The organism is Mesorhizobium sp. B1-1-7 (assembly GCF_006442705.1).
Taxonomy (GTDB): domain Bacteria; phylum Pseudomonadota; class Alphaproteobacteria; order Rhizobiales; family Rhizobiaceae; genus Mesorhizobium; species Mesorhizobium opportunistum.
Map to the genome: position 1 here is coordinate 326517 of NZ_VFWQ01000004.1, position 23751 is coordinate 350267.

The following is a 23751-nucleotide window of genomic DNA, read 5'->3' on the forward strand; positions in this document are numbered from 1 at the left end:
GCCTTGAGCCTGGTAGCAAATATTGCTACCCTTCTGGTTGAAGGAGACAGTTCAATGGCGACAGTCGAGAAAGTTAGCGTGGCGCTTTCGCCGGAGTTGCTTGAGATGGTCAAGGGCGCCGTCGACAGCGGGCGCTACGGATCGGCAAGCGAGGTGATCCGCGAGGCGCTGCGCGAGTGGCGGTTACGCCAGCCATTGCGCGAGGCCGAGGCGGAGCGGTTGCGCAAAGCCTGGATCGAGGGGTTGGAAAGCGGTCCATTCGCTCCTTTCGACATCGAAGACATAAAACAGAAGGCCCGCAGCCGGCTCGTCGACGCTATCAAGAAATAGCTTCATGGTGAGCATGCCGATCATCCGCAGCCCGGCGGCAGAAGGAGACCTTGTCGATATCTGGCTTGCCATCGCCAATGACAGTCCACGTGCAGCCGATCACTTTCTTGATGCTATCGCGGAACGTATCCTGCAGCTTGCTGCCTTCCCCGAATCCGGACCACGTAGACCCGACATCGGCGCCGACGCGCGAGCGCTGACGATCGGCAACTATCTCATCCTCTATCGCCTCGCGGAGGGATGGATCGAGATCGTGCGTATCGTGCATGGTGCGCGCGATGTTTCGACGCTGTTTTAGGATCAAAGCCGTGGACGTCTTCGACAGTGCAATCCGAAGAAAAGGCGATTTCGCCGGTATTTTTGAATATGACGAGACCGATGGGGCACAAAACGCTAGAGCCTATTTTATCTGAGCGAGATCAAGGGCCAGGCAGTTGGACCGATCATTGGCACAATTCATATTCGCTCAGGCGCGTGGGCGATCACCGAGGCAGATGTCGCCGTTAGGTGGGATCGTGACAAGCAACGTGTAGGTCTGTTCATCTTCGGCACTTTGTCAGCGGCCTTTGATGCAACCACGGGCACGAAGTATGGTGGCGGATATGGCAAGGATTTCAATGCCGACATTCCCTGGTCCTGACCAATACCGATGAGACAGCTGCTTGTCCTGCGCCACGCTAAGTCGAGTCGGGATGATCCCAAGCTTGCCGATTTCGACCGGCCGCTCGCCGAGCGCGGGCTGAAGACGGCGCCGCTGATCGGGCGCGAGCTTGCGGCGCGCGACTGGGTTCCGGATCTGGCGCTGGTGTCGCCGGCGCTGCGCACACGCGACACCTGGCGGCTGGTGGCGGCGGAGTTGCCCATGCATCCTCGAGCCGTGTTTGCCGAGGCGCTCTATGACGCTTCGGCGGCGGATATTCTGAGCCAGATTCGCCTGGCCGATCCGTCGGACGGTTGCCTGCTGGTGGTCGGCCATAATCCGGACCTGGAGGATCTGGCGAAACAGCTTGCCAGTTCAGGATCGGAAGCGAAAGCGCGCAAGCGGCTCGGGGAGAAGTTCCCAACGGCAGCCCTTGCGCGCTTCGTCTTCGAGGGCGACTGGTCCGGCCTGACGTCCGCGCGGCTGACGCATTTCCTGCGGCTGAGGGATCTGAGCCAGTAAGCTGATGTTGGCAGGAACGGCGGGGGCAAAACCCGCCGCATATCTGCCCACGGACATCAGTTCCCCCAGATGCCCTGGCCGGGTTCGGGCCATTCCTTGGTGGGTTTCATGTTGGTGTCGGCTGCCTTGTGCCCAGCCATGTCCGTGTCCTTGACCGCGCCGGTGGCGGCGTGATCGACGCCGGCGACCGAGGCGACCGGCTGGTTGGCACCATCGGAGCCATAGTGGTCACTGCCGGCAAAGGCAGCGCCGGTCATAACGAAGATGGCGGCGGTAGCGAGAGCGATCCTGTTCATTTCAATCTCCTGTTTCATCCGTTGGGCGGCGTCTTGGGAGGACGGTTCCGCTAGAGCATGATGCCGAAAAGTGTGAAGCGGCCTTCGGACGCCATCATGCTCTATCTCTTTGATTTAGAGGCGGATTCAAATTTCAGGTCATTCGACCTGAAATCATCCGGCTCTATGGACAAGACCTGGGGCCAACGGGTTTTATTCCTGGAGGTGGAAGCTTTTTTCGGCGAGTGCGAAGACCGACTGCCCAAGACGGTGCCCGTCAGTGCCTGCGCCATGGCACAAAAAACAAGAGCGGCGGGCCAAGCCCACCGCTCTTTGTCGTCATGCAGGGTTTGAAGCTGTTAGCGGCCCCAGATGCCCTGGCCCGACTCGGCAGGAACCTTCGCATTGGCGTCGGCCTGCGTCTTGTCGATCTTCAGGATCGAACCGGTGCGGAGCGTGTCGACGTTGGAAGTCGACTGGTTGGCGACCGGCTGGTTGGCATTGTTGGAGCCATAATTGTCGCTGCCGGCGAAAGCGGTGCCCGTGGCGACGAGGATGGCGGCGGCGGTAAGAGCGATCTTGGTCATTTTATTTACTCCTGATTTGAAGATTGGTTGCGATCGGTTCGGGAAACGCGATTAGTGGTTGCCGAAGAGGTTGTGATCGGCGCCCTGCGGAGCCGGGGCCTGGACGGTTCCGTTCGACTTCGAGATCGAAGCGGTAACGGAATGGTCGACAGTGGCGGCGGGCTGATTGGCGTTGGCCGAGCCATAATTGTCGCTGCCGGCAAAGGCCGTGCCCGTGGCAACGAGGATGGCGGCGGCGGTAAGAGCGATCTTGGTCATTTTGGTTACTCCAGTTTGCTAGTCCTGTCCGTCTAGTGGCGTGCCCTTGGGAGGAATTTCGCGTCGCTCGGACCACCCCGAAGTAGGGAATGCCTTTTTGGATTTCCAGTCGCATCGGTTTTGCAGTTATTCGTTATATTATGGACAATGCATATTGCACCGCAGCAAATGCGACATGACTTCTCCAATATTTCCAGTAACTTAAGTTTTCGCCTTCAACGAAAGCGACACCAGTTCGCGATCTATTGTTCACCGTTTGCGATACAATCTGTCAATCAGAACCGAACCGTTCGGTTCGATTTAATGCTGAAATGGACGCCGAAATGGATGGATCGAGCCTGCGAAAAGCCTTCCGCCGCCGGCCACCTGCCCGCATTTGCCTTGCGTCGAGATCGAGACTATCGCTCATTTCAAGTCTGATTGTCGGATGCGGCGGCCGTTCAAGCCAGGGCAGCCCGCCGCGATCGAGAAGAGACGGATGCAGGAACAGCAACAGACATGCGATTGCTGCTTGTCGAGGACAACCACGAACTGGCGGACTGGCTGGGCAAGACCCTACGCCAGGCGCATTATGTCGTCGACATCGTGCATGACGGCGAGGATGTCGAGCATGCGCTGGCGGCCGGCGACCACGCACTCATCATCCTCGACCTTGCGCTGCCGCGAATGGGCGGAATGGAGGTGCTGCGCATGCTGCGGGCGCGCGGCAACCGTGTGCCGGTGATCGTGCTCACAGCCAATGCCAGCCTCGACGGCCGCGTTAAAGGCCTCAACGAAGGCGCGGACGACTACCTGGCCAAGCCTTTCCAGATCGAGGAACTCGAAGCGCGTATCCGCGTGCAGTTGCGCCGCGCCAATGACCGCACCGCGCCGATGATCACCTGCGGTGACCTCGTCTTCGACACCAACACAAGGCTGTTTTCGCTCGCGGGCGAAACGCTGGCGCTGACACCGCGCGAACACGCAGTGCTGGAACAATTGATGGTCAAGGCCGGGCGCACCGTGAGCAAGGCGGCATTGTCGGCCGCGATCTACGATTTCGAGACCGACGCCGATCCCAGCGCCATCGAGATCTACGTGCACCGCGTGCGCAAGAAGCTCGAAGGGTCGCGGGTCCAGATCGCCACACTGCGTGGCCTCGGCTACCTCTTGCGCCAAGACGATTTGGCGCCGTGACGATCCTGGCGCCATGAGGATCAACAGCCTCCGCCTGCAATTGCTGGCATGGGTGGTGCTGCCGCTTGCCGGGCTCGCGACCATCAACCTGTGGACCAGCCAGCGCAACGCACTGGCGACCGCGGACCTGGTCACCGACCGGATGCTGGTGGGATCGGCGCGGGCGATTGCCGAGCAGGTCGCCATGGTCGACGGCGTGCTCGATGCCACGGTGCCCCCGGCGGCGATCGAGATGTTCGACACCGGCGACCGCGACAGCGTCTACTATCGCGTCGAAACAGCCGGCGGGCGGCTGCTGACCGGATACCCCGACCTGCCCGAAGCGCCGCGGCATGCCAGTGTCGAGGCCGCCTACCGCGATCACCAGCTGCGGCTCATGACCCTTGGCCATGCGGTGATCGGCGCCGGCAACGACTCGCCAATATCGGTCACCGTGGGTGTCACCCTTGCCGGCCATGACGCCATGGTCAAACGGCTTTGGTTCAGCGCCTTTGCCCAGCAACTGGCGCTGGTGGCGATTGCCGGCGTGTTCGTGCTGCTCGGCTTGCGTCGCGGCCTGGCGCCGTTGATCCGGCTGCGCGACGCGGTACGTTCGCCAAACCGCAGCGACCTTGACCCCGTCGAAGTGCCCGGTGCGCAAAGCGAGATCCGCCCGCTGATCGACGCCCTCAACGCCTACATGGAGCGCGTGCGGGCGCAGATGGCGGCGCAACGCCGCTTCATCGCCAACGCGGCGCACCAGCTGCGCACGCCTCTGGCGCTGCTGTCCACACAGGCAAGCTATGCGCTTCGCGAAAGTGCCGCCGATGCCCGCCAGGAGGCGCTGGTGGCGCTGCAGGCGAGTTCCGGCAAACTGGCGCGGCTGGCCGAACAGCTCCTGACCCTGTCACGCGCCGAGCCAGGCAGCCGGCGGCCGCGCGCCGACCGCGTCGATCTGGCCGAAGCCGCCCGCCACGTGCTGGAAACGCAGGCCCCGACAGCGATCGCCCGTAACATCGATCTCGGCCTCGAGGAGGCCGGTCCCGTGCCGGTCACCGGCGACGGCACCATGCTGCGCGAGATGATCGTCAACCTTGTCGACAACGCGCTGCGCTACTCCCCGGTCGGGGGGCGTGTCACGGTCAGCCTGGCGGCCCTCGATGGCGAGGCCGTGCTGACCGTCGCCGACAACGGACCCGGCATCCCGGCGGACGAGCGCGAGCATGTGTTCGAACGCTTCTATCGCGTCGCCGGTTCGAGCGAGCAAGGCAGCGGGCTCGGGCTGGCGATCGTGCGCGAGGTGGTCGAGAACGCCGGCGGCCGCGTCACCCTCGGGGATGGTGCGGCCGGCGGTCTGGTGGTCGAGGTCAGGCTGCCCTTGACCTGACTGGTCAGGGCTGCCCTTGGTCTGACCGATCACGTTCCCTGCTCGTTGAACGGCGCCGGCCGCCACTTCACGACATAGTTCTCGAAGCGGGTGATGATGAACTCCACCACCAGCGCCATGACAGCCAGGATGATCATCGCGGCGAACACGCCATTGGCGTTGAAGGCGCCCTGCGCGGTCGAGATCAGCAGGCCCATGCCTTGCTTGGCGCCGAGGAACTCGCCGACCACCGCGCCGACCAGCGCGAAGCCGAAGCTGACATGCAGGCTGGCGAGGATCCAGCTCATCGCCGAAGGAATGATGACGGTGCGGGTGATCTGGAACGGCGAGGCGCCAAGGATCTGGGCATTGGCGATCATTGCCCTGTCGGCCTCGCGCACGCCCTGGAAGGCGTTGGCGAAAACAACGAAGAACACCATCACCACGGCAAGCGCCACTTTGGACGCCATGCCGAGGCCGAGCGCGATGATGAACACCGAGCCGAGCACGACGCGCGGCACCGAATTGGCGATCTTGATGTAGATCGAAAAGACATCCGCCAACAGCCGATTGCGGCCGAGGATGATGCCGGCGGCGATGCCGCCAAGGGCACCGATGACAAAGCCGAGGAAGGTTTCCTCCAGCGTCACGTAGATCTGCAGCCAGAGCGGGCCTTGCGAGGTGCCTTCGGTGATCCACGACCAGATCTGCTGCCAGATGCCAAAAGGGCTGGCGAAGAAGAACGGGTCGATGATGTTGTAGTCGGCGCCGAGTTCCCACAGGCCAAGGAAGACGACCAGGATCGCCAGGCGCAAGGAGATGACAAGCGCGTGGCGGCGGCGCAGCCTTGCCCTCGCCCGGGCTTCGGCAACGGCGATGGAAGCATCGCGGACGGCGGCCTGGTTGGCGGTCGGAGAGATTGCGGTCATGCTGTTTCTCCTTTCAATGTCCGGTCTGCAAGGTCCGGCTCTGGCCGAGCTGCACTTCCTCGCGCAGATCGTTCCAGATCACCTTGGCGATCTCGACGAAGTTCGGGTCGTAGCGGATGTCGGCCATGACGCGCGGGCGCGGCAGGTCGATGCGGTAGACGCTCTTGACCGTGCCCGGCCCAGCGGTGAGCACATAGACCTTGTCGGCCAGCGCCACCGCCTCCTCGAGGTCGTGGGTGACGAAGACGACCGAGGATTTCTGCTCCGACCACAGACCTAGCAACTCGTCCTGCATGGCGGTGCGCGTCTGCATGTCGAGCGCGCTGAACGGCTCGTCCATCAAAAGGATCTTGGGCTGGTTGATGAAGGTCTGCGCCAGCGCGACGCGCTTGCGCATGCCGCCCGAAAGCTGGTGCGGATAGTGCTTCTCGAAGCGGCCGAGGCCGACGCGGGCGATCCAGTCGCGGGCGCGGTCGTAGGCCTGCGCCTTCGGCGTGCCGCGATAAAGTGGACCGGCGGCGACATTGTCGATGACACTGCGCCAGGGAAACAGCGCATCCGCCTGGAAGACAAAGCCGATGTCCCGGCTGATATCGGTGACCGGCGTGCCCATGACACGGACATTGCCGGTCGTCGGCCGCAGCAGGCCGGTGACCAGATTGAGCGTCGTCGACTTGCCGCAGCCGGTCGGCCCGACGACGCAGGCGAACTCGCCGCGCGCCACGGTCATCGTGAAATCGCGGATCGCCGTCATCATGTGGCCGTCGGGCGTGACGAAACGCAAGGTCACATCATCGATGGCGATCGCGGCGTCGGCTTGTGGCGCGGCCTGAGACAACTTCTCGGCCGCCATCGGTTGCACTTGCATGGCGCACTCCTGTCGCAATGGGGCAAGGGAGCCCGCGGCAGTGCCACGGATCTCCAGGTGTTCGGGAGGCCGCGCCGCTGCCTTCTTGATTCAAGCAGCCGGCGCAAACCCTTGTTATTCAACGAGTGGCAGGCTGGTGCCGCTATTTGGCGGCGTCGACCAATTCCGTCGTATAGGTCTTCGACAGGTCGATCTGCTTGCCTTGCAGGCTCTTCGAGAATGTCGAGAGAACCTTGAGCACGGTCGGCGGGCCATCGGCCGGCATGCGGCCATCCGGCGTGAACATCGCCTTGCCACCGGCCAGCCCCTGCACGTAGAGGTCGCGGTTGCCGGCATAATAATCCTTCGGCATCTTGTCGGCGATCTCTTCGGCCGAATGCGTGGCGATGAATTTCATCGTCTTGACGAAGGCGTTGGCGAGCTTCTGCGCCTCGTCCTTGTGGCCTTCCAGCCAGGAGGACTGGACATAAAAAGACGCTGCCGGATAGTCGCCGCCCAGCGCTTCCTTGGTCTTTTCGGGCGTGCGCATGTCGACCAGGATGCTTGCCTCGCCGGTCTTGAGCAGTTTGGCGATGGTCGGCTCGGTGGTCATGCCGGCCTGGATCTGGTCCTGCTTGACGGCGGCGATGAAGGTGTTGCCGGCGCCGACCGGCAGCAGCGTGTAGTCGCCGGGCTTCAGGCCGCCGCGCACGGCAAGATACTGGGTCAGGAAATCGGTCGAGGAGCCGAGACCGGTGACGCCGAGCGTGGCGCCCTTGAAGTCGGCGGGCGACTTGATCTCGGGGTGCTTGGCGGAGACCAGCTCCACCTCGCCAGGCGCCTGGCTGAACTGGACGATCGACTGGATGTATTTGCCCTTCGATTGCAGGTCGACGGTGTGATCGTAGAAGCCGACAACGCCCTGGACGGCACCGGCCAGCAGTTCATTTTCGGCCTCGACCCCGGCGCGCGAATTGAGCAGTTCGACATCGAGCCCCTGGTCCTTGAAGTAGCCGAGCTGCTGGGTGAGCACGGCAGGCAGATAGATCTGCTTTTCCATGCCGCCGACGATGATGGTGATCTTGTCGGCAGCAGAAGCCACCGTGGCGCTTGTGGCTGCAACAGCAAGGGTTAGCGCCGCTGTGCGCAGGGCGCACTTCGAGATGAAACCGGTCACGAAACTTCCTCCACTTGGGCGGCGCGCCATCCCGGCTGCGCCGCATTCCTCCTTACCGGCCGCTCCCGCACCGGTCACACGGCGAACGCCGCAATGACTTCATGGCACGCCTAAGCTTTCAGCTGGCTTTCAGTCGTTTTAGCGGCCGTTGAAATGGAATCCGTTGTGGCTGCCGGTCACGGAGCGCCGAAACCGAGAACGTCGCGCATGTCGTACTCGCCGGGGTGGCGCCCCGCCACCCAGAGCGCGGCGGCGATGGCGCCACGGGCGAACATAATGCGGTCGCCGGCCGCATGCGACAGGGTAACCGTTTCGCCCTCGGTGCAGAAGCTGACGCTGTGCTCGCCGACGATGCTGCCGCCACGCACCACCGCGAAGCCGATCTCGCCTGCGGGCCGCGCGCCGGTGACGCCATCGCGAACACGCCGCGCCACCGCGTCGAGTTCGACCTTGCGTCCGCCGGCCACGGCTTGGCCAAGCATCAAGGCGGTGCCCGACGGCGCGTCGATCTTGTGTCGGTGGTGCGCCTCGAAGACCTCGGCGTCCCAGTCTTCGGGATCGAGCGCTGTCGCCGCCTGTTCGACCAATCCGACCAGCATGTTCAGCCCCAGCGAAAAGCTGCCGGAGCGCACGATGGCGATGATCTTCGCGGCCTCGGCGATGTCGGCGAGTTCAGTCGCATCGAAACCGGTCGATCCGATGACCAGGGCCGGCCCGCCGCGGGCAGCGCAAAACCTTGCCAGGTCAGCCGAGGCCGCCGGCGTGGTGAAGTCGATGACCAAATCGGCCGCGGCAAGCGCCTCCTCGCGGCTAACCAGCCCATCACCGACAATGCCCGGCCGATGAAAGCGAGCGGCGAGCGCCAGCCGTGGATCGGCCCGCACGGCGTCAGCCATCTGGCGGCCCATGCGGCCGAGCGCGCCGGCGATGGCGATCCTGATCGGCGGCTGCGGCATGGCCTCGGCTATTTCCACATGCCACGCATGCGCGCGCCGATGTCGACCCGCACGTCCGGCCGGGGCGCCCTGCCCTGCGCGGCCTGCGCGCTTGGCCACGACATCTGTTCGAACGCGGCGAGGATCGAGGCCGGGATGAAACGGGTGCGCGAGGCATAGAGATGGCGGTCGCCGCGCGCCGCCTGGCCGTGGGGGAAGAAGCGCTGCGGCATGACCAGGTTGAGGTTGTCCTTGGCCCGTGTCATCGCGACGTAGAGCAGCCGGCGCTCCTCCTCGATGTCCTCCTTGGTGCCGACGCCGAGATCGGCCGGGATGCAGCCATCGACGGTGTTGAGCACAAAGACATTTTTCCACTCCTGGCCCTTGGCCGAGTGGATGGTCGACAGGATCAGATAATCCTCGTCCCGATGCGGCGGCCCGGCCTGGTCACTGGTCGCGTCCGGCGGGTCGAGCGTCAGCTCGGTCAGGAACCGTTCGCGCGAGGCATAACCCGATCCGATCTGCTCGAGTTGCAAAAGGTCGGCGCGGCGCGTGATCGCATCCTCATGGATGCGCTCCAGATGCGGCTCGTACCACAGCCTGACCTGTTCGAGATCGGCAGGCCATTTGGCGCCGGCCCGCAGGCCCGAATAGAGCGCGACGAAGCTTGGCCAGTCGTCCGCCGCGCGCTGCGGCGGGCGCCATCCGGCCAGGCCCATCGCCTCGTCCAGCGCCGATGTCATCGTCTCGACGACCTGCGCGGCGGCCGAAGGGCCAATTCCCGGCAAAAGCTGCAGCACCCGAAAGCCGGCGACGCGGTCGCGCGGGTTTTCGGCGAAGCGCAGCACCGCCAGCACATCCTTGACGTGGGCGGCATCGAGGAACTTCAAACCGCCGAACTTTACGAAGGGAATGTTGCGCCGCGTCAGCTCGATCTCGAGCGGCCCGCTGTGGTGCGAGGCACGAAACAGCACCGCCTGGGATTTCAGCGCGATGCCGGCCTCGCGCTCGGCCAGGATGGTATCGCAGACGAAATTCGCCTGCTCGACCTCGTCGCGGACGTTCACCAGTCTCGGCTTGCCCGTGGATTTGCGCTCCGACCACAGGTTCTTGGTGAAGCGTTCCGAGGCCTCGCCGATCACCGCGTTGGCGGCGGCGAGGATGGTCTCGGTCGAGCGGTAGTTGCGCTCCAGCATCACCACATCGGCGGCTTGCGCGAACTGCTTGGGGAAATCGAGAATGTTGCGCACCTCGGCGGCGCGGAACGAATAGATCGACTGCGCATCGTCGCCGACCACCGTCAGCCCGGCACCGTCGGGCTTCAGCGCCATCAGGATCGAAGCCTGCAGCCGGTTTGTGTCCTGGTATTCATCGACGAGCACATGGTCGAAACGCCCGCCCAGATGCGCGGCGATTTCAGGCTCGGCCGCCATCTGCGCCCAATAGAGCAGCAGATCGTCGTAATCGAGCACGTTCTGCGCTTGCTTGGCCTCGACGTAACCGGCGAACAGCTGCTTCAGCTGCTCGGCCCAGCCGGCGCACCAGGGAAAGGCGGAACCCAATACTTCGCCCAACGGCGCCTGCGCGTTGACGGCGCGCGAATAGATGGCGAGGCAGGTGCCCTTGGTCGGAAAGCGCGCCTCAGTCTTCGAGAGGCCGAGTTCATGCCGGACCAGGTTCATCAGGTCGGCGGAATCCTCGCGGTCATGGATGGTGAAGGCCGGATCCAGGCCGATCTCCAGCGCATAATCGCGCAGCAGCCGGGCGCCGATGCCATGAAAGGTGCCGGCCCAGGTCAACGCATCCGTGATCACCGTCGCGTCGCGGCCGAGCACCTCACCGGCGATGCGCTCGACGCGTCTCGCCATCTCGGACGCGGCGCGCCGCGAAAAGGTCATCAGCAGGATGCGGCGCGGGTCGGCGCCCTTGACGATCAGGTGCGCGACGCGATGCGCCAACGTGTTGGTCTTGCCCGAGCCGGCGCCGGCAATGACCAGCAAAGGCCCCGCGATCTTGCCGTCGCCATGCTCGACGGCCTGGCGCTGGGCGTCGTTCAACCGCTCAAGGTAGGCGGGCGGGACGGTCGATTCCACAAAGGTCGAATCATGGGCGGCGAGGTTCATCGCCCATCAAGCATCGTTTCCGCTTTGTTCGCAACACAGAAGCGGCACGATAGGGGACGACCGCTTTGGAGACTATCGCTTGGGGGACTATCGCTTGGGGACTACCGTTTGGGATCGACACCCATCGCCGCCGATTGACGGCGCAGAGCTTCGCGGTCGCTTCTTGGCGCCGGCAGCAACAGCGGGTCGAAATTGTCGGGCACCTCATCGATCATCTTGCGAGCGAGCCGGTATGCGAGAAGGGCAAGGGTGGCTGCCAGAAGCAAACGGACCATGGATCGGTTCTCCCGTGATCGGGATCAACCAAAGGAACGGCGTTTTGTTCCCTCACGCGAAATTCGCAACCAAACCGACATCACCTCGTTTTGAGACAGAAGGCGATAGCGATGAAAAAGCTAAGATTGGGCCTCGTCCTGGTGGTATTGGCTGTTTCGGCCTGCGACAACAAATTGCCGCCAACGACGGCTCCCGGCGCTGAACAAAGCCTCGCCAGCAACCCCGTCGTAAACACGGGCACTGTCGGCAAGTGAGCCAGTGCTCCGTGCAGCAGGTTCTGGGCTCCTTGCAACAGGTCGGGTGTTCAAGGCATCGCCGAGATGCATTCCTCGAGCCGCTCGAGGCGGAACTTGGCATTGCGCAGTTCGTGCCCGGCTTCGTGCCGTTGCTGACGGCTTGGGGACGCTGACGCCGCCGTCAGGTTCCGTTCGAGCTCGGCGATACGCGCACGCACCTGCCGCGCTTCGTCCTGACGCAACGCCTTTATCCAGTTCCGCCCGCGCATCTGTCTTCCCGCAAGTCCCCAAAGACCCGCCGCCTTATGCCAGCAAGACCCTAACTTCCTGGAAGTGCGAATATTCCAAATTTAATGAGTGCTAATTTAGCAAGGCGGCGCCACGCAGAAGAAGGCCGGCGCCGCTTGGGAGGAGAAAGGCGCCGGCCAAGCGGATAAGAGGTCCGCCGCAAGGAAGAGGCTAGCTGAGTCTTGCCGCTGCGTCATGCAGGATCGAGGATTTTGGCTCTTTCCGGGCGTTTTCCCCCGCAAAACGAACCAAACGAGTCCTCGCCCTTCAAACCCCAAGCCGTCGCCTGGCGATGGCGACATGGAAGTTGGCACCGAATAGCAACCCCTCATCATTGAAGTCATAGCTGGAGTTATGGAGTGGCGCCGAGGCCTCGCCATTGCCTAGGAAGACGAAACAGCCCGGCACGTGGTCGAGGAAGCGGGCAAAATCCTCCGAGGCTGTCATCGGCTCAGCCGCCACCGCGATGTTGCCGGGTTCGAAGACGTCCCTGGCGGCAGCGAAAGCCGCGTCGACCAGTTCGACATCGTTGCGCAGCGGCACGAATTCGCGGCTGTAGTTCACTTCGGCGGTGACGTTGTAGGCGGCGGCGGTGCCTTCGGCGATTATACGCATCTGGCGTTCGATCCCGGCGCTGACCTCGGGGCGGAAGCTGCGTGCGTCGCCAAGGATGCGGGCCAAGCCGGGCAGCGCATTGCGGGAGCCGTCGGTGATCAGTTCGGTCACCGAAACCACCGATATGTCGGCCGGGCTCAGCCTGCGCGAGACGATGGTCTGCAGATTGGTGACCAGCGCGCAGGCGGCGACCAGCGTTTCGTTGCCCGAATGCGGCCGCGCCGCGTGGCCGCCGAGCCCGCTCAGCACGATCTCGAAGATGTCCTCGGCCGACATGATCGGGCCGGCGCGGGTCTCGAAATGCCCGACGGGCAGGCCGGGCATGTTGTGCAGCCCAAAGATCTCGTCGAAGGGGAAACGCCGCATCAGGCCATCATCGAGCATGGCCAGCGCGCCCCTGCCCCATTCCTCCGCCGGCTGGAAGATGAAGCGCACGGTGCCGTCGAAACCACCCTCCGCTGCCAGCCGCTTTGCCGCGCCGAGCAGCATTGCCGTGTGGCCATCATGGCCGCAGGCATGCATGAGTCCGGGATTGCCGGACCGGTACGAGGCCGTCGATTGCTCGGCGATGCGCAGCGCATCCATGTCGGCTCTTAGCGCAATGGCACGGTTGCCGCTGCCGCGCTTCAGCGTGCCGACGACACCAGTCCCGCCGACGCCCTCGGTGACATCGTCCAAGCCGAGTTCGCGCAGCTTGGCGGCGACGAAGGCCGCGGTGCGCTTCTCCTCAAAGCCGAATTCGGGATGCGCGTGCAGGTCACGCCGCCACCCGGTCATTTCCCGCTGCAGCGTTTCGGAATCGAGTTCAGCCATTCCCGCGCTCCCCCATCCCCGCAAGGTCGGCGACCACATCAAGCAGGATGTTGGCGCCGGCGACAAGCTCGGCATCTTCGGTGTGCTCGCGGGGACTGTGGCTGATGCCTCCGGCGCTCGGCACGAAAATCATCGCCGCCGGCGCGATGCGCGCGATCATCTGGGCGTCATGGCCGGCGCCCGAGGTCATGCGCCTCGAGACGAGCCCGCGCTTGCTCGCGGCGGCCTCGATCAGTTCGACGACCCGGCCGTCGAAAATGACGGGCTCGAAGCGCGCCAGCCTCTCGACCGTCACGGTGATGCCCTCGTCGGCGAGCCGTTCCAGAAAGGCGGCCAGCGCCGCCTCCTCCGCCTGCAAATGCTGTTCGTCGGGATCGCGCAGGTCAACGGTGAAGACGGCGCGCGATGGAATGACGTTGATGGCGTTCGGCTCCAAGCGCATCGTGCCGACAGTGGCAACGGTTGGCGAATTGGAGGCCGCTGCCCGGTCATGTAGGAAGGTGACCACGCGTGCAGCCGCATATCCGGCATCGCAGCGCATCGACATCGGCGTGGTGCCGGCGTGGTTGGCGACGCCGTCGATGGTGATGCGCTGCCAGGAGATGCCTTGCAGGCTCTCCACCGCGCCGATGGGGATGCCCTCGCGCTCCAGGACCGGCCCCTGCTCGATATGCAGCTCGACATAGATGTGCGGCTTGAGAAAGCCAGGTTCGCGATCGCCCGCATAGCCGATGCGGGCGAGTTCCTGGCCGAGCGTGCTGCCGTCCGTGCCGACGGCGGCGAGTGCCGCTTCAACTTCAACGCCGCCGGCATGGACCAGCGATCCCATCATGTCGGGAGAGAAGCGCACGCCTTCCTCGTTGGTGAAGGCTGCGACGGCAATTGGGCGCGACGGCGAAAGGCCTGATGATTTCAGCGTCTCGATCACCTCCAGCCCGGCAAGCACGCCGTAGCAGCCGTCATAGATGCCGGCGTCGATGACCGTGTCGATATGCGAGCCGATGAGCACAGGCGCCTGCCCGTTATTGTCCGCGCCTTGCCAGATGCCGAAGATGTTGCCGATGCGGTCGACGGCGACATCGAGCCCGGCTTGCCGCAGCCAGCCGACGAAGAGGTCGCGGCCGAGCTTGTCGGTGTCGGAAGCGGCCAGCCGGGTCAGCCTGCCCTCGGCGTCGCGGCCAACAGCGCCGAGTTCACGGATGCGGCCCAGCAGGCGCTGTGCGTCGATCGCGATCATGGCATTGCCTCGACAGCAAGCTTGGCCTCGACAGCAAGCTTGCCGGCCAGCACCTCGGCGGGGCTCATGCCGACGAGCCCGGCATAACGGCTTGGGTCGGTGGCGCCTTCGGTGTTGATCACCAGCACGCGGGATTTGCCGTCAAGCCCGAGTTCGGCCTTTGTTTCGGCGACTGCCCGGATCAGCCCGGCAAGGCCGACGCCGCCGCTTTCACCGGCCACGATCACAGGGTCGCCGCCAGCTGGTCGCGCCAGCCGCCGCATCACCGCGACGGCGTCATCCTCGTCCACGGTCATGAAGGCGTCGGCAACGCGCGCCAGCACGCGCCAGGCGACTGACGAGGCCTCGTAGCATTCAAGCATGGCCATCACCGTCGGCTCGTCATGCGCCACTTTGACCACGCGCCCTGCCCGGGCAGCTGCGACAACGCAGGCGGCACGGGCCGGCTCGACGACAATGAAGGTCGGCCTGGCATTGCCGAGCACGATGGCGAGATGACCGGCCACCGCGGCGGCAACGCCGCCGACACCTGCCTGGACGAAGACGTGGGTCGGCGGTTCGGGGAGCTGGCGCAACGCCTCGCGCACGATCGCGGTATAGCCTTGCATCACCAGGCCGGGAATGCGCTCATAGCCCGGCCACGACGTATCCGACACCACGGTCCAGCCCTTCCCGGCGGCGACCTCTGCGGCTTGCCTGACCGAGTCGTCATAATTGCCCTCGACACGAACCATCCGGGCACCATAGCGGGTTATTGCCGCGATCCGCTCATCGCTGACGCCGGCATGGACAAAGATCACGGCCTTGGCCCCGGCAAGCTCGGCACCTTGCGCAACGGAGCGGCCGTGATTGCCGTCGGTGGCGCAAGCGACCGTCATCGTCGCGGCAACCGATCGGACATCTGGCCGGTCGAGATCACCGATGTCGACCGTGCGGCCAAGCCGCTTTCCTGCCTCCTCCAGCACAAGGCGGAAGACCGCATAGGCGCCGCCCAGCGCCTTGAAGCTGCCGAGCCCGAGGCGAAAACCCTCGTCCTTGACATGCAGCGCAGCGAGGCCGAGTTCGCCCGCCAGCGCCGGCAGCGCGTGCAGCGGCGTCATCCTGTGATTGTCGCGATGGGCAAGAAAGCGTTCGACCGTGTCCGCCCCGGCAATCCCGAGGGTCTCGGCATCGGCAGCGTCAAGCGGCTGGCGATGCAGGGCGTTGCGGTTGGGCAGGAACACTGGCGGCCTCCTTGGCGATCGGCGAGAATATATTGCAAGATCTGCGCAAAAAGCGCTGTATTTGGGCCCCTGAAATGCAAGTTTGTTTCGCTGGACATCGCCATTGCCTCAACCGTCACTCGACAGTTTCGATCTCGCCATCCTTGCCATCCTGCAGCGGGACAACACCACGCCGCAGCGGCTGATCGGCGAAGCGGTGAACCTGTCGGCGCCGGCGGTGCAGCGCCGCATCAAGCGCATGGAGCAGGCTGGCGTCATCGCGGGCAATGTCGCCGTGGTCGAACCCGCGGCCGTCGGCCAGCCCATCACCATCTTCGTCGAGGTGGAGCTGGAGAGCGAGCGCACGGAACTGATCGACGCGGCCAAGCGGCAATTCTCGGCGGCGCCCGAAGTGCAACAATGCTACTATGTCACCGGCGAGGCCGACTTCATTCTCGTGATCACCGTGGCCGACATGGGCGCCTATGAGGCGCTGACGCGAAAGCTGTTTTTCGGCAGCAACAATGTCAGAAAATTCCGCACCTTCGTCGCCATGGACCGCGTCAAGGTCGGGCTGACGGTGCTGCTGCCGGATTGAACTTGCCGGCAGGCAGGTTCGGTCGGGCCGCGCCATGCTTTTGACATTCTCCCGGGCCCGAATTGAGTGATGGAGGCACGCTTGGACGATACCACCCCAGTTGCGATCATCGGCGCCGGGCCTGCGGGCCTGGCTGTTGCCGCTTGTCTGAGGCAGGCCGGCGTCGACTTCACCCTGCTCGAAAAAGAGCAGCAGGCCGCACCCGCTTGGCGGCGCCATTACGAACGCGTGCACCTGCACACCACCAAGCGCTATTCGTCCCTGCCCTTCGTGCCCTTTCCAAAGCACTATCCGCGCTATGTGCCGCGCGATCTCTTCGTCGACTATCTCGATGCCTATGCGCAACGCTTCGAACTGCGGCCTCGGTTCGGAGAAACGGTGAAAGCGATCGCCCGGGACGGTCGCGGCTGGCGTGTGGATGCGACATCCGGTCCGTTGCGCGCCAAGCATGTGGTGATCGCGTCAGGCTACAATGCCGAGCCCTTGCGACCTGGATTTGCGGGCATCGACACCTTCATAGGCAAGACGCTGCACAGCGCCGACTATCGCAATGCCACACCTTTTGCCGGCCAGTCGGTGCTGGTCATCGGCATGGGCAACACCGGCGCCGAGATCGCGCTCGATCTGGCGGAGAGCGGCGCAAAACCGACGATTTCGGTACGCGGCGGCGTTCATATCGTGCCGCGCGAACTGTTCGGCGTGCCGATCCAGATGGTCGGCATGGCGGCGCGGCTGGGGCCGCAACGCTTCAACGATGCTCTCTTTCCCATCATCCTCGACCTGGTGATGGGCAGGTTGGAAAAATATGGGCTCAAACGGCCGGGACAAGGACTGCTGGAACAGATCGCGATTGCATCGCGCATTCCGGTGATCGACGTCGGCACCATCGGCAAGATCCGCGAAGGCGCGATCAAGGTTGCGCCCGATATTGCCGAGATCTCGGGGCGCTGCATCCGTTTTGCCGACGGCAAAAACGGCGAATTCGACGCGATCGTCTTCGCGACAGGTTACCGGCCGGGCTATGCCAAATTCCTGGAGCCTGGCATCCAGCCGGACCGCAGCGGCGTTACCGCGCAAGCTTCGGATCTCGGCCTGTACCTTGTTGGTTTCCACAACGCCGTGACCGGCTTGCTGCGCGAAATCGGGATCGAAGCCCAGGCGATCGCCGACGACATCCGGCACCGGCTGAACAGGAAGAAGGCGGCCGAAATCCTGCCGGTGTGATTGGGCGCGAGTGGAGCGAAGCCTCAACTTGCCTTGCGCAACCACACCTTGTTGTCGTGGAAGGCAGCGCCGCCATAGGGCGCCGGCGCATCGGCGCCGGTCAGCACGTTGATGCCCTCGCCGCGCTCATGCGCGCTGTTCGGCCAGATGCCTTCGGCGATGACCACGCCGCGCTTGATGCCGTCGAACAGCTTGGCGTGCAGCACCACCTCGCCACGCTGGTTGCCGATCTCGACACGGTCGCCGTCGGCCAGACCATGCGCGGCGGCATCGTCGGGATGGAGAAGCAGCTCCGGGCGGCCCTCCTTGGCCTTCGACACCGGCGTTTCGGAGAATGTCGAGTTGAGGAAATTGCGGGCCGGCGAGGTCGCCAGCCGGAACGGATGCGCCTCGTCGACCACCTCGATCAGATCGACATGGTCGGGAAATTCCGGCAACCGGTCCACCGGGCCGAACAGGCCCATGCTCTTCGGCGGCCGGTTGGGGGCCGCCTGCCCGGTCCAGTCGGCGCGGAAGCGGAATTTTCCATCCGCGTGGCCAAACCCCTTGATGAAATGCGCGGCCTCGAAATCCGGCTGCAGGTCGACCCACTTGTCTTCCTTCAGGCTGTCGAAGCTGCCCAGCCCGCGCTTGCCCAAGATGATGTCGATATGCTGCTGTTCGGTCAGGCCAAAGCCCGGGCGATCGGAGACCCCCAGGCGCACGGCCAATTGTTCGATGACGAAATGGTTGGTGAGCGGGCCTTCCGGCGGCTCGATCAGCTTCGGGCCGAGCGTGATGTGCTGGTTGCCGCCGCCCTTGTAGAGATCGTCATGTTCGAGGAACATCGTCGCCGGCAGCACGACGTCGGCAAGCTTGGCCGTGTCGGTCATGAACTGCTCGTGCACGCAAGTGAACAGGTCGTCGCGCAGAAAGCCCTGCTTCACCAGCCGCTGCTCGGGCGCGACATTCACTGGATTGGTGTTCTGGATCAACATGGCCGTCACCGGCGGCCCGCCATAGAGCGCATCGCTGGCACCGGTCAACACCGGGCCAATGCGCGAATGGTCGAGATGGCGGATCGAGGAATCGCGCATCCTGGTGCCTTCCAGCACCTCCTGGTTGAGCTTGAAGATACCCGAATTCGAATGGAAGGCGCCGCCGCCCTCATACTGCCAGCTGCCGGTGACCGCGGCGATGCAGGACGCGGCATGCATGTTGACGGCGCCATTGCGCTGGCGGGCAAAGCCGTAGCCGAGGCGGAAATAGGTCTTCTTGATGGTGCCGACGAGGCGGGCAAAGGCCTCGATCTCGCCAATGCTCAAGCCCGTGATGCCAGCCGCCCATTCCGGCGTGCGTGTCTTGAGATGCGCTTCGAGCCCCTTCGGGTCGTCGGTGTATTTTTCGAGGTAGGCGCGGTTGGCCATGCCTTCCCTGAACAGCACATGCATGACCGCGCAAGCCAGTGCGCCATCGGTGCCGGGCTTGAGCACAAGACCCATGTCGGCCTGCTTCATCGTCGCGTTTTCATAGACGTCGACGACGACGATCTTCGCGCCGCGTTCCTTGCGCGCCTTGATGGCGTGGGTCATCACATTGACCTGCGTGACCACGGCATTGGTGCCCCAGATCACCACGCAATCGGACTTCGCCATCTCGCGCGGGTCCGGTCCACGCAAGGCGCCCGCCCCCATCATCCAGCCGGTCCAGGCGAGATTGGTGCAGATCGACCCGAAGAAGCCGGAATACTTTTTCGCGTGCCGCAGCCGGTCGATGCCGTCACGCTGCACCAGACCCATCGTGCCGGCATAGAAATAGGGCCAGACCGTTTCCGAGCCGTATCTTGCCTCGGCCGCGATGAATTTTTCGGCGACGAGGTCGAGCGCTGCCTCCCAGCTCGCTTCCTTCCATGAGCCATCGCCCTTGGCGCCGGCGCGGATAAGCGGCTTCAGCAAACGGTCGGGATGATGGACACGGTCGGCATAGCGCGCGACCTTGGCGCAGACGACGCCCGCCGTGTAGGTATTGGCCTTGGCGCCGTGGACGCGGCCAATGCGGTTGCCGTCGAGCAACTCGACCTCGAGCGCGCAGGTCGACGGGCAATCATGTGGACAGGCCGAACGGCCGATGCGAAGCTTCGCGTGCTGGTTCATGGGGTTTGTCTAGCGGGTTTTGGCGTCGGCGTGTAGGGCCAGATGACTAGCCAATCTCCCCCCTCGTGGGGGAGATGTCCGGCAGGACAGAGGGGGGCGCGAAGGATCGCGACCTATCTATTCGTCCTCGAATCCGGCGGTGGTGGTTGCAAAAAGGCCGACAGGTTGGCAGGACAGCGCCCCCCTCTGCCCTGCCGGGCATCTCCCCCACAAGGGGGGAGATTACGCACTCACTCCGCCGTGCCTTCCTCGTACTCCGCCGACATGGTCAGCCATTTTTCCTCATGACTGGCCAGCGTCTGGGCGAGTTGCGAGCGTTCCTTGGCCAGCCGCGTCGCGGTAGAGGGGTCCTTTTCGTAGATCGCCGGGTTGGCCAGCTCATCCTCGATGCCGTCGATGCGCTTGCGGATGCGGTCCATCAGCGCCTCGGTGGCGCGGATTTCCTTGGCCAGCGGTTCGAAGGCGGCGCGACGCGCGGCCGCATCGCGGCGGCGGTCGGCTTTGGACGCCTTGTCGGCCTCGCGCTTGCCGCGGCGGTCGCCGGACACGCCGGTGACCAGCGTCTTGTAGTCCTCCAAATCGCCATCATACGGGTTGACCGCGCCGTCCTTGACCAGCCACAGCCGATCGGCGGTCGCTTCCAGGAGATGGCGGTCGTGCGAGATCAGGATTACGGCGCCGGGAAATTCGTTGAGCGCATGGATCAGCGATTCACGGCTGTCGATGTCGAGGTGGTTGGTCGGCTCGTCGAGGATGAACAGGTTCGGGCCCTCGAAGGCCGACAGGCCCATCAACAAACGCGCCTTCTCGCCGCCTGACAGGTCCTTGGCGGGGGTGTTCATCTTCTCGGTGGTCAGCCCGAACTGGGCAACGCGGCCGCGCACCTTGGATTCCGGCGCTTCCGGCATCAATCGGCGAACATGCTCATAGGCGTTTTCCTCCGGGCGCAGATCGTCGAGCTGGTGCTGGGCAAAGATCGCCACTTTCAGCCCAGGCGCCACCGTCATCGTGCCGCTCTCCTGCTTGAGCCGCCCGGATAGAAGCTTGGCGAAGGTCGACTTGCCGTTGCCGTTGGCGCCGAGCAGCGCGATGCGGTCGTCGGCGTCGATGCGCAGCGTCATCTTCTTCAGGATCGGCTGGCCCTCGGTGTAGCCGACATTGACGTTGTTCAAGGCAACGATCGGCGAGGCCACCGTCTTCACCGGTTCGGGAAAAGAGAACGGCCGCACTGAATCGTTCACGATCGCCGCGATCGGCTTCATCTTCTCCAGCGCCTTGATGCGCGACTGCGCCTGCCTGGCCTTCGAGGCCTTGGCGCGGAAGCGTTCGACGAAGGATTCCATATGCTTGCGGGCGGCTTCCTGCTTGACGCGGCCCTTCTCCTGCAATTCCTTCTGCTCGGTATACTGGCGCTCGAACTGGTCGTAGCCGCCACGCCAGAAGGTCAGCTTCTTCTGGTCGAGATGGACGATCGAATCGACGGCGCGGTTGAGCAGGTCGCGATCGTGCGAGATCAGAAGCACGGTGTGGGGGTATTTCGACACGTAGTTTTCCAGCCACAACGTGCCTTCGAGGTCGAGATAGTTGGTCGGCTCGTCGAGCAGCAGCAGATCCGGTTCCGAAAACAGCACGGCGGCAAGCGCCACGCGCATGCGCCAGCCGCCGGAGAAGGACGAGGCCGGCCGGCGCTGCGCCACATCGTCGAAGCCGAGGCCGGCCAGGATTGTCGCGGCGCGGGACTCGGCCGAATGCGCGTCGATGTCGGCCAGCCGCATGTGGATGTCGGCGATGCGGTGCGGATCGGTGGCGGTCTTTTCTTCTTCGAGCAGCGCCGTGCGTTCGAGGTCGGCCTTGAGCACGATCTCGATCAGCGGTTCCTCGGTGCCAGGCGCTTCCTGCGCCACCTGGCCGATGCGCGTGTTCTTCGGCAGGCTGATCGAGCCGGTCTCGGAGGGAAAATCGCCGGTGATGGTCTTGAACAGCGTCGTCTTGCCGGTGCCGTTGCGGCCGACAAGGCCGGCTTTGGTACCGGCCGGCAGGGTCAGGGAGGCATGGTCGAGAAGCAGGCGCCCCGCCATGCGCAGCGAGAGGTCATTGATGATAAGCATGGCCGCGCTTTTGCACGGGAGATCAGTGCTTCGCAAGGCCTTGCGGACCAGTTGGTCGCGCAAGGCCTCAAAACGGTACCCGCAAGTGGCCCGTCAGTATCGCAGATCGGCGGCTTTCGTGCCGGCCGAGCCACCGCCCTCAGGCAGTGGCCTTGCCGCGCTTTGCCGTCTTGGCCACCGCGGCCGGTGCCACGGCCGGCTTACGGCCAAGCCCCGTCGACTTCGCCAACGCCGAACGGGTCGCCGAGTAATTCGGGGCGACCATTGGATAGTCCGGCGGCAGGCTCCACTTGGCCCGATAGTCGTCCGGGCTCAAGCCATAGTCTGTCCTGAGGTGTCGCTTGAGCGACTTGAATTTCTTTCCATCCTCCAGGCAGACGATGTAGTCGGGAAATACCGACTTTTTCGGATTTACGGCAGGAACCAGGCTCGGACTTTCAACGACAGCCGCACCGGCCAGCTTTCGAACCGAGGCGCTGACGCTGGCAATCAGGTCAGGCAGGCCGGAAGCTGGAAGTGGATTGTTGCCAACATAGGCCGAGACAATATCGGCCGTGAGCTCGATAACGGTCTTATCCTCGATATTTGACAATGCTTTCACCTTATTTGCGACAAAACCATCTACCCCAGTGAAGACTTTTGTCTATGTATCCTTCTAACCGCGCCCCCAACGGACTACCAAGCCCCAAAACGAATCAAGACTTGCCACCAACTATCTTTATGGAAAATGGGCGCCGCGCAAATTAGAAAATCTAATACTTGGTAGCGACAGACTTGGCTGTCCTGCTGTCGGCCAATATCTCAAGAATACGCTTCCAACGGGCACAACGCCCAAAATCCTTCTGTTCAATCGCCTTTTCGGCCTTCATCGCCGCGTATAAGGGCGCCTCGGCGCCGAATTCCTTGAGCAGCCAATGCGCTTCCCGCCTGGCGAGGCGCTCGTTTTCATCAAACATAGTTTTCCGCCTCCGAGCGTTCCAGGCCGACCGCGACACAACTGCCGATGACAAGGACGGCTCCGGCGACGGCCGTCATCGTCAGTCGTTCGCCGGACAGGGTCAGCAGCAGCGTCGAAGCAATCGGCGTGAGATAGGCGACGACAGCCACCTTGCCGCTGCCTTCGAGTTTCAGGGCGCGCGACCAGAAATAGTAGCCCAGCCCCATCGGACCGGCGCCGAGATAGAGCCCGAGAGCAAGGTCGGTGCCGGTGGGCAAGGCAACGCCATCGCGCGCGCACCACGCAAGCGTCAGGGCGACGCCGATCAGCGACGACGGCAGCAAAAGGCGATCCGGCGAGGTGGCGACCCGTCCCACCATCACCGAATAGAATGCCATGCACAGCGCGGACCCGAATGCCGCGCAATAGCCGACGAGATCGCCCTGGAACCAAGTTCGGTCGCGCCCGCCTGAAATCACCAGCGCCACACCGATGAAGCCAAGGGTCGCGGCGAGGCCCAACAGCGCGGGACGCCGCGGGTTTTCGAAGAGGATCACCGCCGCGGCAACCATCAAAGGCCAGGTGTAGGCTACGAGGTTGGCCTCGATCACCGGCATCGAAGCGAAGGCGATGTATTGCAGCACCATGGTGCCGACCAGGCCGATGAAACCGACCGCGAGCGGAAGCAGCGCGGCCCTCGCGCCGACCGGCGGAGCGCTCTCCCGGCTCGTGAACCGGATCAGGGCAAAGACCAGTGCGGCTCCCGCGAATTGCAGGAACTGGACCTGCGACACCGAGTGGTTCGCCAGCAGGGATTTGCCGACAAGGGCATTGGTGGACCACAAAGCCACCGCGCCGGCGGCAAAGACCAGCGCGGATATCGAGCCTGATCCATGCGGAAAGAACCGGTATGGGGCGCTATCTCCGTGCTTGACCATGAT

At 64.0% G+C, this 23751-nt stretch carries 26 protein-coding genes; 8 read left to right on the forward strand and 18 right to left on the reverse strand.

Features of this window, described 5'->3' with window-relative positions; genetic code table 11:
• Nucleotides 1-54 precede the first annotated feature (54 nt).
• The 3 genes from FJ978_RS08770 to FJ978_RS08785 all read left to right on the forward strand — a co-directional run bounded on the left by FJ978_RS08770 (nt 55) and on the right by FJ978_RS08785 (nt 1492).
• On the forward strand, nt 55-330 hold the full coding sequence (locus tag FJ978_RS08770; RefSeq protein WP_013896230.1) for a type II toxin-antitoxin system ParD family antitoxin: 276 nt from the start codon (nt 55-57) through the stop codon (nt 328-330).
• A gap of 13 nt (nt 331-343) precedes the next feature.
• Nucleotides 344-628 carry a type II toxin-antitoxin system RelE/ParE family toxin gene (locus tag FJ978_RS08775; protein WP_013896231.1) on the forward strand — a complete coding sequence of 95 codons (285 nt, stop codon included), beginning with the start codon at nt 344-346 and terminating at the stop codon, nt 626-628.
• Between the two features lie 351 nt (nt 629-979).
• Entirely contained in the window at nt 980-1492 is a 513-nt protein-coding gene (locus FJ978_RS08785; RefSeq protein WP_140571735.1) for a histidine phosphatase family protein, read from the forward strand.
• Nucleotides 1493-1548: 56 nt separating this feature from the next.
• Here the strand turns inward: FJ978_RS08785 and FJ978_RS08790 are convergent, their stop codons facing one another.
• Nucleotides 1549-1788 carry a DUF680 domain-containing protein gene (locus FJ978_RS08790; protein ID WP_140571737.1) on the reverse strand — a complete coding sequence of 80 codons (240 nt, stop codon included), beginning with the start codon at nt 1786-1788 and terminating at the stop codon, nt 1549-1551.
• Between the two features lie 96 nt (nt 1789-1884).
• Between FJ978_RS08790 and FJ978_RS32740 the strand changes: the two genes are divergently transcribed.
• Nucleotides 1885-2121 carry a hypothetical protein gene (locus FJ978_RS32740; protein ID WP_181180393.1) on the forward strand — a complete coding sequence of 79 codons (237 nt, stop codon included), beginning with the start codon at nt 1885-1887 and terminating at the stop codon, nt 2119-2121.
• A gap of 5 nt (nt 2122-2126) precedes the next feature.
• On the opposite strand, the gene FJ978_RS08795 is transcribed toward FJ978_RS32740, so the two are convergent.
• Both FJ978_RS08795 and FJ978_RS08800 read right to left on the reverse strand, forming a co-directional pair.
• The gene (locus FJ978_RS08795) at nt 2127-2354 is read right to left on the reverse strand and encodes a DUF680 domain-containing protein (RefSeq protein ID WP_013896234.1); all 228 of its coding nucleotides are present in this window, start codon (nt 2352-2354) and stop codon (nt 2127-2129) included.
• 51 nt (nt 2355-2405) lie between these two features.
• Nucleotides 2406-2612 (reverse strand): DUF680 domain-containing protein, encoded by a 207-nt coding sequence (locus FJ978_RS08800; protein WP_013896235.1) that lies wholly within the window; start codon nt 2610-2612, stop codon nt 2406-2408.
• Between the two features lie 498 nt (nt 2613-3110).
• Here FJ978_RS08800 and FJ978_RS08805 point away from each other — a divergent pair, with 498 nt between their 5' ends.
• Both FJ978_RS08805 and FJ978_RS08810 read left to right on the forward strand, forming a co-directional pair.
• On the forward strand, nt 3111-3788 hold the full coding sequence (locus FJ978_RS08805) for a response regulator (protein WP_013896236.1): 678 nt from the start codon (nt 3111-3113) through the stop codon (nt 3786-3788).
• Nucleotides 3789-3801: 13 nt separating this feature from the next.
• Nucleotides 3802-5154, forward strand: a complete 1353-nt coding sequence (locus FJ978_RS08810; protein ID WP_140571739.1) for a sensor histidine kinase — start codon at nt 3802-3804, stop codon at nt 5152-5154.
• A 29-nt stretch (nt 5155-5183) separates the two neighbouring features.
• Here FJ978_RS08810 and FJ978_RS08815 read toward each other — a convergent pair whose 3' ends face one another.
• The 10 genes from FJ978_RS08815 to FJ978_RS08855 form a co-directional block, all read right to left on the reverse strand.
• Complete coding sequence (locus FJ978_RS08815; protein ID WP_140571741.1) at nt 5184-6062, reverse strand: ABC transporter permease; 879 nt, start codon at nt 6060-6062, stop codon at nt 5184-5186.
• A gap of 13 nt (nt 6063-6075) precedes the next feature.
• Nucleotides 6076-6930 carry an ABC transporter ATP-binding protein gene (locus FJ978_RS08820; RefSeq protein ID WP_013896238.1) on the reverse strand — a complete coding sequence of 285 codons (855 nt, stop codon included), beginning with the start codon at nt 6928-6930 and terminating at the stop codon, nt 6076-6078.
• Nucleotides 6931-7072: 142 nt separating this feature from the next.
• Nucleotides 7073-8086 carry an ABC transporter substrate-binding protein gene (locus tag FJ978_RS08825; RefSeq protein WP_140571743.1) on the reverse strand — a complete coding sequence of 338 codons (1014 nt, stop codon included), beginning with the start codon at nt 8084-8086 and terminating at the stop codon, nt 7073-7075.
• A 176-nt stretch (nt 8087-8262) separates the two neighbouring features.
• Nucleotides 8263-9042 (reverse strand): 4-hydroxy-tetrahydrodipicolinate reductase, encoded by a 780-nt coding sequence (gene dapB, locus FJ978_RS08830; protein ID WP_140571745.1) that lies wholly within the window; start codon nt 9040-9042, stop codon nt 8263-8265.
• Nucleotides 9043-9050: 8 nt separating this feature from the next.
• Nucleotides 9051-11144 (reverse strand): ATP-dependent helicase, encoded by a 2094-nt coding sequence (locus tag FJ978_RS08835; protein ID WP_140571748.1) that lies wholly within the window; start codon nt 11142-11144, stop codon nt 9051-9053.
• 101 nt (nt 11145-11245) lie between these two features.
• Nucleotides 11246-11419 carry a hypothetical protein gene (locus FJ978_RS32745; RefSeq protein ID WP_013896242.1) on the reverse strand — a complete coding sequence of 58 codons (174 nt, stop codon included), beginning with the start codon at nt 11417-11419 and terminating at the stop codon, nt 11246-11248.
• A gap of 305 nt (nt 11420-11724) precedes the next feature.
• Nucleotides 11725-11898: a hypothetical protein gene (locus FJ978_RS08840; RefSeq protein WP_224730446.1), complete on the reverse strand. Its 174-nt coding sequence runs from the start codon at nt 11896-11898 to the stop codon at nt 11725-11727.
• 313 nt (nt 11899-12211) lie between these two features.
• A complete protein-coding gene (locus FJ978_RS08845; RefSeq protein ID WP_140571750.1) occupies nt 12212-13372 on the reverse strand; it encodes a M20 aminoacylase family protein in 1161 nt (386 codons plus the stop codon).
• Nucleotides 13365-14609, reverse strand: coding sequence for a Zn-dependent hydrolase (locus tag FJ978_RS08850; RefSeq protein ID WP_140571752.1), 1245 nt, complete (start codon nt 14607-14609; stop codon nt 13365-13367). Before FJ978_RS08850 ends, FJ978_RS08845 begins: the two co-directional genes overlap by 8 nt.
• Nucleotides 14606-15832 (reverse strand): diaminopropionate ammonia-lyase, encoded by a 1227-nt coding sequence (locus FJ978_RS08855; RefSeq protein WP_140571754.1) that lies wholly within the window; start codon nt 15830-15832, stop codon nt 14606-14608. The genes FJ978_RS08850 and FJ978_RS08855 overlap by 4 nt, the downstream gene beginning before the upstream one ends.
• A gap of 103 nt (nt 15833-15935) precedes the next feature.
• Between FJ978_RS08855 and FJ978_RS08860 the strand changes: the two genes are divergently transcribed.
• A complete protein-coding gene (locus FJ978_RS08860; RefSeq protein WP_140571771.1) occupies nt 15936-16409 on the forward strand; it encodes an Lrp/AsnC family transcriptional regulator in 474 nt (157 codons plus the stop codon).
• An 81-nt stretch (nt 16410-16490) separates the two neighbouring features.
• Entirely contained in the window at nt 16491-17633 is a 1143-nt protein-coding gene (locus tag FJ978_RS08865) for an NAD(P)/FAD-dependent oxidoreductase (RefSeq protein ID WP_140571773.1), read from the forward strand.
• Between the two features lie 23 nt (nt 17634-17656).
• Here FJ978_RS08865 and FJ978_RS08870 read toward each other — a convergent pair whose 3' ends face one another.
• From FJ978_RS08870 to FJ978_RS08890, 5 genes are all read right to left on the reverse strand, one after another.
• Entirely contained in the window at nt 17657-19765 is a 2109-nt protein-coding gene (locus tag FJ978_RS08870) for a molybdopterin oxidoreductase family protein (protein WP_140571775.1), read from the reverse strand.
• Between the two features lie 230 nt (nt 19766-19995).
• Nucleotides 19996-21873 carry an ABC-F family ATP-binding cassette domain-containing protein gene (locus FJ978_RS08875; RefSeq protein ID WP_140571777.1) on the reverse strand — a complete coding sequence of 626 codons (1878 nt, stop codon included), beginning with the start codon at nt 21871-21873 and terminating at the stop codon, nt 19996-19998.
• Between the two features lie 139 nt (nt 21874-22012).
• Nucleotides 22013-22465: a MucR family transcriptional regulator gene (locus FJ978_RS08880; RefSeq protein ID WP_013896252.1), complete on the reverse strand. Its 453-nt coding sequence runs from the start codon at nt 22463-22465 to the stop codon at nt 22013-22015.
• A gap of 160 nt (nt 22466-22625) precedes the next feature.
• Nucleotides 22626-22829, reverse strand: a complete 204-nt coding sequence (locus FJ978_RS08885; protein ID WP_013896253.1) for a hypothetical protein — start codon at nt 22827-22829, stop codon at nt 22626-22628.
• Nucleotides 22822-23748 carry a DMT family transporter gene (locus FJ978_RS08890; RefSeq protein WP_140571779.1) on the reverse strand — a complete coding sequence of 309 codons (927 nt, stop codon included), beginning with the start codon at nt 23746-23748 and terminating at the stop codon, nt 22822-22824. The genes FJ978_RS08885 and FJ978_RS08890 overlap by 8 nt, the downstream gene beginning before the upstream one ends.
• Nucleotides 23749-23751 lie beyond the last annotated feature (3 nt).

Coding starts and splice junctions, on each gene's coding strand:
- FJ978_RS08805 (WP_013896236.1), top strand. CDS start 3,111: ATGCGATTGCTGCTTGTCGAGGACAACCACGAACTGGCGGACTGGCTG.
- FJ978_RS08800 (WP_013896235.1), bottom strand. CDS start 2,612: ATGACCAAGATCGCTCTTACCGCCGCCGCCATCCTCGTTGCCACGGGC.
- FJ978_RS32745 (WP_013896242.1), bottom strand. CDS start 11,419: ATGGTCCGTTTGCTTCTGGCAGCCACCCTTGCCCTTCTCGCATACCGG.
- dapB (WP_140571745.1), bottom strand. CDS start 9,042: ATGCCGCAGCCGCCGATCAGGATCGCCATCGCCGGCGCGCTCGGCCGC.
- FJ978_RS08870 (WP_140571775.1), bottom strand. CDS start 19,765: ATGAACCAGCACGCGAAGCTTCGCATCGGCCGTTCGGCCTGTCCACAT.
- FJ978_RS08785 (WP_140571735.1), top strand. CDS start 980: ATGAGACAGCTGCTTGTCCTGCGCCACGCTAAGTCGAGTCGGGATGAT.
- FJ978_RS08890 (WP_140571779.1), bottom strand. CDS start 23,748: ATGGTCAAGCACGGAGATAGCGCCCCATACCGGTTCTTTCCGCATGGA.
- FJ978_RS08845 (WP_140571750.1), bottom strand. CDS start 13,372: ATGGCTGAACTCGATTCCGAAACGCTGCAGCGGGAAATGACCGGGTGG.
- FJ978_RS08835 (WP_140571748.1), bottom strand. CDS start 11,144: ATGAACCTCGCCGCCCATGATTCGACCTTTGTGGAATCGACCGTCCCG.
- FJ978_RS08815 (WP_140571741.1), bottom strand. CDS start 6,062: ATGACCGCAATCTCTCCGACCGCCAACCAGGCCGCCGTCCGCGATGCT.
- FJ978_RS08770 (WP_013896230.1), top strand. CDS start 55: ATGGCGACAGTCGAGAAAGTTAGCGTGGCGCTTTCGCCGGAGTTGCTT.
- FJ978_RS08875 (WP_140571777.1), bottom strand. CDS start 21,873: ATGCTTATCATCAATGACCTCTCGCTGCGCATGGCGGGGCGCCTGCTT.
- FJ978_RS08810 (WP_140571739.1), top strand. CDS start 3,802: ATGAGGATCAACAGCCTCCGCCTGCAATTGCTGGCATGGGTGGTGCTG.
- FJ978_RS08790 (WP_140571737.1), bottom strand. CDS start 1,788: ATGAACAGGATCGCTCTCGCTACCGCCGCCATCTTCGTTATGACCGGC.
- FJ978_RS32740 (WP_181180393.1), top strand. CDS start 1,885: ATGCTCTATCTCTTTGATTTAGAGGCGGATTCAAATTTCAGGTCATTC.
- FJ978_RS08795 (WP_013896234.1), bottom strand. CDS start 2,354: ATGACCAAGATCGCTCTTACCGCCGCCGCCATCCTCGTCGCCACGGGC.
- FJ978_RS08820 (WP_013896238.1), bottom strand. CDS start 6,930: ATGCAAGTGCAACCGATGGCGGCCGAGAAGTTGTCTCAGGCCGCGCCA.
- FJ978_RS08775 (WP_013896231.1), top strand. CDS start 344: ATGCCGATCATCCGCAGCCCGGCGGCAGAAGGAGACCTTGTCGATATC.
- FJ978_RS08885 (WP_013896253.1), bottom strand. CDS start 22,829: ATGTTTGATGAAAACGAGCGCCTCGCCAGGCGGGAAGCGCATTGGCTG.
- FJ978_RS08850 (WP_140571752.1), bottom strand. CDS start 14,609: ATGATCGCGATCGACGCACAGCGCCTGCTGGGCCGCATCCGTGAACTC.